Source organism: Pseudonocardia sp. KRD291 (assembly GCF_019263595.1).
Taxonomy (GTDB): Bacteria; Actinomycetota; Actinomycetes; order Mycobacteriales; family Pseudonocardiaceae; genus Pseudonocardia.
Window position 1 is genome coordinate 1 of sequence record NZ_JADQDD010000299.1, and the last position, 7,277, is coordinate 7,277.

Below are 7,277 nucleotides of genomic sequence, written 5' to 3' on the forward strand. Positions count from 1 at the left end.
ACGTGTTGTGCAGGCGGTAGCCGGTGCCCTCGCGGAAGGGCTCCATGCCGGCCAGCAGGGCGCGCCGCACGGGCCGTGGGCCGGACGAGCGCATCATCGCCCGACGGCCCAGTGCGGAGTCCAGGACCGGGCCGACGAGCTCGTCGGCGTCGGCGTAGTCGAACGTGCAGACGACCTCGTGCAGGTCCCGCACGTCGAGTCCGGCCAGCCCCGCGACCTTGCGCAGCCGGTCCGGCTCGGTCAGCGGCGGCGGGCCCGCGGAGCCCCGGGACGGCGCGGGTCCATCCGGCAGGAACGGGGCCAGCGCGCGGCCGAACCCGCCGACGTCGCACTCGTCGGGACGTCCCCAGACGGTGGCCCGCACCCGCCCGCCGGGCTCGCACACCCTCGCCGCCTCGCGCAGCGCGGCGATCGGGTTGGTGACGTGCGCGAGCACCTGTACGAGCGTGACCAGGCCGAACGCGTCGCCGGGCCAGGGCAGGTCGTGCGCGTCGGCGAGGCGGAGGTCGGAGTCCGGGAGCTCGCGCTCGGCGGCAGCCAGCGCGGAGCGGTCGGTGTCGGCGCCACTGACCGTCCACCCGCGACCGGCCGCGAACGCGGTGAACGCGCCCGCACCGCAGCCGACGTCGAGCATCGGCGCCCCGGGTTCGAGCCCGGACAGCACCTGCTCGTGCAGCGGCACACCCCAGCCGCGCGGGCCCTCGTCCATCGGGCGAGGCTAGCGATCCGGGCCGTCCGTCGTCCCGTGCGGAAGGTGTCCTGTGCAGAAGGTGCCCCGTGCGGGAGGTGAGGTGGGGCCGGGCCGACTCGTGACCCGCGAGCGACGCCGGTTGGCGCGGCCCGGCCCCGGTCCGGGACGACGTCGCGAGGGCTCAGCCCCAGACGTCGCGGGCGACCCGCGCGATCAGCGCGAGCTTGGCCTTCTCCTGCTCCACGCTCAGCGCGTTGCCCTCGACCGTGGAGGAGAACCCGCACTGCGGCGACAGGCACAGCTGGTCGAGCGGGACGTACTTCGCCGCCTCGTCGATCCGGCGCTTGAGCGCGTCCGCGTCCTCGGGTTCGCCGGTCTTCGTGGTGACCAGGCCGAGCACGACCTGCTTGCCCTTCGGCACGAACCGCAGCGGCTCGAACCCGCCGGAGCGCTCGTCGTCGAACTCGCAGAAGAAGCCGTCCACGGCCAGCTCACCGAACAGGGCCTCGGCGACGTGGTCGTAGCCGCCCTCGGCCGCCCAGGACGAGCGGTAGTTGCCGCGGCACATGTGGGTGGTGACCTTCATGTCCGCGGGCCGGCCGGCGATCGCCGCGTTGATCTGGCGGATGTAGCGCAGGTGCTGGGTCTCCGGGTCGTCGCCCTTGGCGGCCAGGTCGGCGCGGTGCGCCGGGTCGTTGAGGTAGGCGAGCGCGGTGTCGTCGAGCTGCAGGTAGCGGCAGCCGAGGTCGTACACGGCGCTGACCTGGTCGGCGTAGGCGCCGGACAGGTCCGCCCAGAACTCCTCGAGGTCCGGGTAGACCGACCGGTCGATCACCGCGGAGCCGCCGCGGGCGTAGACCATGCTCGGCGACGGGATGGTCAGCTTCGGCGTCGCGGTACGGACCTGCGAGGCGAGGTAGCCGAAGTCGTCGGCGAAGATCGGCTGCTCCAGGCGGACCTTGCCGGTGACCGCCATCCCGGCCGAGGTGAAGTTGTTCTGCCCGGAGGCGTTGCGCATCTTCACCTCCAGCTGGTCGCCGGTCTTGCTGATGCCGCCGAGCCGGTAGATGAAGTCCATGTGCCACGAGGTGCGCCGGAACTCGCCGTCGGTGGCGCTCTGCAGGCCGATCTCCTCCTGCATCGCGACGACGTCGGTGACCGCGCCGTCCTCCGCGGCACGCAGGCCCGCGTCGTCGAGGCGGCCCGCGGCGTGCTCGGAGCGGGCGGCGAGCAGCTCCGGCGGGCGGAGCAGGCTCCCGACGTGGTCGGCCCGGAACGGCGGGTCGGTGCGGGCGAGGTTCGTCGTCGTACCAGGCTGCATGCGGGCGAACGTATCGCCGGTGACGCATGCGCGCCCCCGGACTTCCGTCAGACGGGAACGCGATCGTCCGCCGGCCACACCCCACCCTCTCCGCGTTGTGGAGCCACGACGCGGATCTCGGGCGTTCACAGGCCCGATATGGCTCCACAACGCGGAGAGTTGGGTGGGGTCAGCCGGAGGCTGCGGTCCCGGGGGTGGTGAGCTGGCGGGTGAGGGGGTCCGCGGCGTCCCGGACGGCGCGCTCGAGCTCCCAGCGCCGGGTGCCGAACTCCGCGCGGCTGACCGAGACCCCCAGCGCCGCGAACCGGCCGCCGACGCGCAGCGGCAGCGCGATCCCGGCCGTGCCGCGGCGGAACTCCTCCACCTCGACCGCGACCCCGGCCGAGCGCACGCGCAGCAGCTCCCGGTCGAGGAGCCGCCGTTCGGTCATCGTGTGCGTGGTCAGCACCGGCGTGCCGGAACGGGTCAGGACGTCGGCCAGGCGTCCCGGGTCCAGGTGCGCCAGCACCGCCTTGCCCAGCGCGGTCGCGTGCCCGGGCACCGGCTCCCCCACCCGCAGGCCGGGCACGCCGGGGTGCGCGGTGCAGGAATCGGCGTGCGCGACCACCACGTCGGTGTCGCGCAGCACGACCAGGTAGGTCGCGGCGCCGATCTCGGCGTGCAGCTCGGCGAGCAGCTCGCGCACCGCCGCCGACGGCACGATCTGGTCGGTCAGGCCCCGGTAGAGGTCGACCACCCGGTAGCCCAGCCCGTAGCCGCGCACCGCGTGCAGCCGGACCAGGTAGCCCTCCTCGACGAGCGTGCCCAGCACCCGGTAGACGGTCGGCAGCGGCGTGGAGAGCCGGCGGGCCAGTGCCTTCGCCGTCACCCCGTCCCCGGCGTCGGCCACCGCCTCGACGATCCGCAGTGCGCGCCGCAACGAGCCGCGGACGCCGGGCTCGTCCGGGTTCACCCGCCTAGTGTTGCCTCACCCGCCACGGCGGGACAACCACCACCACCGTCGAAGGGGGCACGCGCCGATGGCCGCACGCGGGACCACGGGCTCGTTCCGCCCGGTGGACGCCGCCGCGCTGGCCGACCACGTCACCGGACGGGTGTGCGCCCGGCCCGGGCGGGTGCGGGTCCTGCTCGACGGGCCGCCGCCGTCCGCGCCCCGGGAGCTGGCCGACGACGTCGCGCAACGGGTACGCCTGCGCGGGCGCGCGGCCGTCGTCGTCGACGCCGGGGACTACCTGCGTCCGGCGTCGGTGCGCCTCGAGCTCGGGCACACCGACCCGGACATGTTCCTCGACGGCTGGGTCGACGAGGACGCCCTGCGACGCGAGGTGCTCGGCCCGGCGGGGGCCGACGGGTCCGGGATGGTGCTGCCCCGGCTGTGGGACGCCGACCGGGACCGGTCCTACCGGGACCGTCCGCAGCCGATCGGCCCGGACGGCGTCGTGCTGCTGGCGGGGTCACGGCTGCTCGGGCGCGGTTTGGCGTGCGAGCTGGCGGTGCACCTGCGGATGGCCGCCGCGGCGCTGGCCCGGCACCTGCCCGGCGACGACCACTGGATGCTGCAGGCGTTCGCGCGCTACGAGGACGAGCGCGACCCGATCGGGTCGGCGGACGTGCTGGTGATGGCCGACCACCCGGATCGGCGAGCGCTGCGTGACCGCGACGGTGGGCCGAGGTGAGGCCCGCACCCGCACGGGTGGTCACGTCCCGCTACCGTGCGATGGCGCCGGTGACCGGAACGGAGAAGGATCGGCTCCGGAAGGAGAGGAACCCGAGACCTGAAGTGTGTGGGCGAGGAGGGAGTTGAACCCTCACGTCCTTTCGGACACACGGACCTGAACCGTGCGCGTCTGCCATTCCGCCACTCGCCCTGACGGAGAAAAATCTAGCACCCCCCGGAGACCGGGTTCGCGAGGGGGTCGGCAACCGGGAACGTCCGGGGGTCGGCAGGCGCAGCGGGTAGCACAGATACGATCGGTGTCGTCATCGACACGCCGATTGCGAACGGAGGAGATCGTTTGGGTCGCGTGGACCGCTTCGAGCGGCGTCTCCAGGGCATGGTCGGGGACGTTTTCGCGCGGGTCTTCGGAGGCAGTGTCGTCCCACAGGAAGTCGCACAGGCACTGCTGAGGGAAGCCGAGGACCACATCGAGCAGCTCGCCGGAGGACGCCTGCTGGCGCCCAACCGGTACACCGTGATGCTCAGTCCGTCCGATCTCGACCGGATGGCGGATGACCAGGACCAGATCATCCACACACTGTCGTCGCACGTGGCGACAGAACTCACCGACCAGGGATGGGACACCTACGGTGAGGTCGTAGTCTTTCTGGAGCGCTCCGAGGCGCTGCACACGGGACAGTTCCGCACCCGCTCGGCTGTCGACCCCGACGCTTCCCGTCGGGCCGCCATCAGAGCTCGCACCGCAGGAGAAGCACCCATGAGCCAGCAACCGGGCCACCCCGAGGAGAACGGGCAGTACGGCTACGACCGTGGCGCCCCCGGCGGATACGGCCAGCAGACCTACGCGCCTCCCGGGTACGAGCAGGAGCGCGGACAGCAGCAGGGCTACGGACAGCAGCCCGGCTACGACCAGGGCCAGGGCTACGGGCAGCAGCCCGGCCAGGGCTACGACCCCCAGCAGGGCTACGGCGGCTACGGCCAGCAGCAGCCCGGGTACGACCAGGGCCAGCCCGGCTACGGCCAGCAGCCCGGCTACCCGCAGCAGCAGCCGGGCTACGGCGGCGGCTACCCGCAGCAGGGCTACGACCAGGGCCAGGGCTACGACCAGGGCCAGCCCGGTTACGGCCAGCAGCCCGGCTACCCCCAGCAGCAGCCGGGTTACGACCAGGGCTACGACGGCGGCGGCTACCAGCAGGGCGGCTACGGCCAGCAGGGCTACGCCCAGCCCGGCTACGGCCAGCAGCCCGGCTACCCCCAGCAGGGCTACGACCAGGGCTACGACGGCGGCGGCTACCAGCAGGGCGGCTACGGGCAGCAGCCCGGTTACCCCCAGCAGGGCTACGACCAGGGCTACGACGGCGGCGGCTACCAGCAGGGCGGGTGGGGCGCGCAGCAGGCGCTGGCCGCGATGCTGATCCTCGACGACGGGTCGAACCGCAACTACCAGCTCGTCGAGGGCACCCACGTCATCGGGCGCGGTCAGGACTCGAACTTCCGGCTGCCCGACACCGGGGTCTCCCGGCGGCACCTGGAGGTCAGCTGGGACGGCCAGGTCGCGACCCTGAACGACCTGGGGTCGACGAACGGGACCACCGTCAACAACAGCCCGGTCCAGAGCTGCCAGCTCACCGACGGCGACGTGATCCGGGTCGGGCACTCCAGCCTCGTCTTCCGGACCCAGGGCTGATCGCCGCACGCAGAGCTGATCTCCGGCCCGAGCGGGCCGGAGACCGACGAACACGAGGTCGCGACGGCGGGCAGGGAGACCTGCGCCGTCGCCGACCCCGGACCACGAAAGCGAGCGGTGAGTGCCGGAGCTGGTACTTCAGCTGACCAGAGGTGGCTTCCTGGCCCTGCTCTGGTTGTTCGTGCTGCTCGCCCTGCAGGTGGTGCGGTCCGACCTGTACGCGGCCTCCGGGCTGCGTGCGGTCCTGCCCGGCCGGTCCCGCACGAAGGCCAAGGCCGGCGGCCGCAGCCGCGCGCCGCGCCAGCTCCTGGTCACCCAGGGCCCGCTGGCCGGCAGCCGGATCACGCTGGACTCCCGCCCGATCCTGATCGGACGGGCCGACGACTCGACGCTGAAGCTCGACGACGACTACGCCTCCACCAGGCACGCACGGATCTCGCAGCAGGGCGAGGAGTGGTACGTCGAGGACCTCGGGTCGACGAACGGCACGTATCTCGAGCGGGCTAAGGTCACCGGGCCCACCCGGGTCCCGCTGGGGGTCCCGGTCCGCATCGGCAAGACGGTGATCGAGCTGCGATCATGACGAACCGAGCATGACCCCGGGAATGATCCCAAGAATGATCATCTCTGCCATGACGGCGTCACGATCGCCTGCACCACGAGCCCCGACCGAAGCCGGAGCCGCCCCGTGACATTGGTGCTGCGCTACTCGGCCCGAAGTGACCGCGGGCTGGTCCGGCAGAACAACCAGGACGCCGTGTACGCGGGTCCTCGTCTGCTGGCCCTGGCCGACGGCATGGGCGGCCATGCCGCCGGTGAGGTCGCGTCCTCCCTGGTGATCTCCGCGCTCGCACCGCTGGACGACGACGTGCCCGGCGACGACCTGCTCGCCGAGCTGCGCGAGGCCACCCACGAGGGCAACGACGCGATCAGCCGGCACGTCGCCGACGCCCCCGACCTCGAGGGCATGGGCACGACGCTGACCGCGATCCTGTTCGCCGGCTCCCGGCTGGGCATGGTGCACGTCGGCGACTCCCGCGCCTACCAGCTGCGCGGCGAGGAGTTCAGCCAGATCACCAAGGACGACACGTTCGTCCAGTCCCTGATCGACGAGGGACGGATCACCGAGGAGGAGGCGCACACGCACCCGCAGCGGTCGCTGCTGCTGCGCGCCATCACCGGTCAGGACGTGGACCCGAAGCTGACGATCCGCGAGGCCCGCGCCGGGGACCGCTACCTGCTCTGCTCGGACGGCCTGTCCGGCCCGGTCAGCGACGACACCCTGCGGGACACGCTCTCGGACTACTCCGACCCCCGCGAGTGCGCGGACCGGCTGATCGAGCTGGCCCTGCGCGGCGGCGGCCCGGACAACATCACCTGCATCGTCGCCGACGTGGTGGACGTCGACTACGGCGAGGACGCGCCGATCATCGGCGGCTCGGCGGGCCGCAACCACCGCAGCGACTCCGGCGACTACGACGGCCCGGCGCACAACACGTCGGCCTCCCGGGCGGCGGCGACCACGCTGCCGCGCACCGCACCCGTCCGGATCGAGCCGGAGGCCCGGCCCCGCGAGCGCCGCAGAAGCGGCCTGCGGCCGGTGGCCGCCGTCCTCGGCGTGCTCGTCGTGCTCGGGCTCGGCGTGTGGCTGGCCCGGACGCTCGTGCTGCAGCAGTACTACGTCGGCGTCGACCAGGAGCGGGTCGCGATCTACCAGGGGGTGCGCGGCTCGGTGCTGGGCATCCCGCTGCAGACCGTCGCCGAGACCTCCGACATCGCCCTGGACGACCTGCCGCAGACCGTGCGCAGCCAGGTCACCGACGGGATCGTCTCCTCGGACGGCGAGAACGGCGCGCACAGCACGGTGGACCGGCTGCGTGCCCGCCTGCTCCCGCCGTGC

7 protein-coding genes and 1 tRNA gene are annotated in these 7,277 nt (G+C 73.0%); 4 read left to right on the top strand and 4 right to left on the bottom strand.

All coding sequences use genetic code 11. The features are described 5' to 3' along the window. The 3 genes from I4I78_RS27660 to I4I78_RS27670 form a co-directional block, all read right to left on the bottom strand. Nucleotides 1-709: class I SAM-dependent methyltransferase (locus I4I78_RS27660; protein ID WP_218614437.1), on the bottom strand; the 709-nt coding region annotated here is incomplete at its 3' end. Nucleotides 710-872: 163 nt separating this feature from the next. Continuing rightward, nucleotides 873-2,012 carry a 5-methyltetrahydropteroyltriglutamate--homocysteine S-methyltransferase gene (locus I4I78_RS27665; protein WP_218614438.1) on the bottom strand — a complete coding sequence of 380 codons (1,140 nt, stop codon included), beginning with the start codon at nucleotides 2,010-2,012 and terminating at the stop codon, nucleotides 873-875. Nucleotides 2,013-2,181: 169 nt separating this feature from the next. After that, a complete protein-coding gene (locus I4I78_RS27670; protein WP_218614439.1) occupies nucleotides 2,182-2,964 on the bottom strand; it encodes an IclR family transcriptional regulator in 783 nt (260 codons plus the stop codon). 67 nt (nucleotides 2,965-3,031) lie between these two features. Between I4I78_RS27670 and I4I78_RS27675 the strand changes: the two genes are divergently transcribed. After that, the gene (locus tag I4I78_RS27675) at nucleotides 3,032-3,688 is read left to right on the top strand and encodes a uridine kinase (protein ID WP_218614440.1); all 657 of its coding nucleotides are present in this window, start codon (nucleotides 3,032-3,034) and stop codon (nucleotides 3,686-3,688) included. 109 nt (nucleotides 3,689-3,797) lie between these two features. Here the strand turns inward: I4I78_RS27675 and I4I78_RS27680 are convergent. Continuing rightward, nucleotides 3,798-3,880: transfer RNA gene (locus I4I78_RS27680), tRNA-Leu, on the bottom strand. A 147-nt stretch (nucleotides 3,881-4,027) separates the two neighbouring features. Here I4I78_RS27680 and I4I78_RS27685 point away from each other — a divergent pair. From I4I78_RS27685 to I4I78_RS27695, 3 genes are all read left to right on the top strand, one after another. Continuing rightward, nucleotides 4,028-5,377, top strand: coding sequence for a DUF3662 and FHA domain-containing protein (locus tag I4I78_RS27685; RefSeq protein WP_218614441.1), 1,350 nt, complete (start codon nucleotides 4,028-4,030; stop codon nucleotides 5,375-5,377). A gap of 121 nt (nucleotides 5,378-5,498) precedes the next feature. Beyond that, nucleotides 5,499-5,960, top strand: a complete 462-nt coding sequence (locus tag I4I78_RS27690) for an FHA domain-containing protein (RefSeq protein WP_218614442.1) — start codon at nucleotides 5,499-5,501, stop codon at nucleotides 5,958-5,960. 105 nt (nucleotides 5,961-6,065) lie between these two features. Further along, nucleotides 6,066-7,277 (top strand): PP2C family serine/threonine-protein phosphatase (locus I4I78_RS27695; RefSeq protein WP_218614443.1); only part of this gene is annotated, 1,212 nt, incomplete at its 3' end.

What these genes read in the sequence shown, in the direction of transcription:
- I4I78_RS27665 (WP_218614438.1), bottom strand. Translation starts at nt 2,012, where the DNA reads ATGCAGCCTGGTACGACGACGAACCTCGCCCGCACCGACCCGCCGTTC.
- I4I78_RS27675 (WP_218614440.1), top strand. Translation starts at nt 3,032, where the DNA reads ATGGCCGCACGCGGGACCACGGGCTCGTTCCGCCCGGTGGACGCCGCC.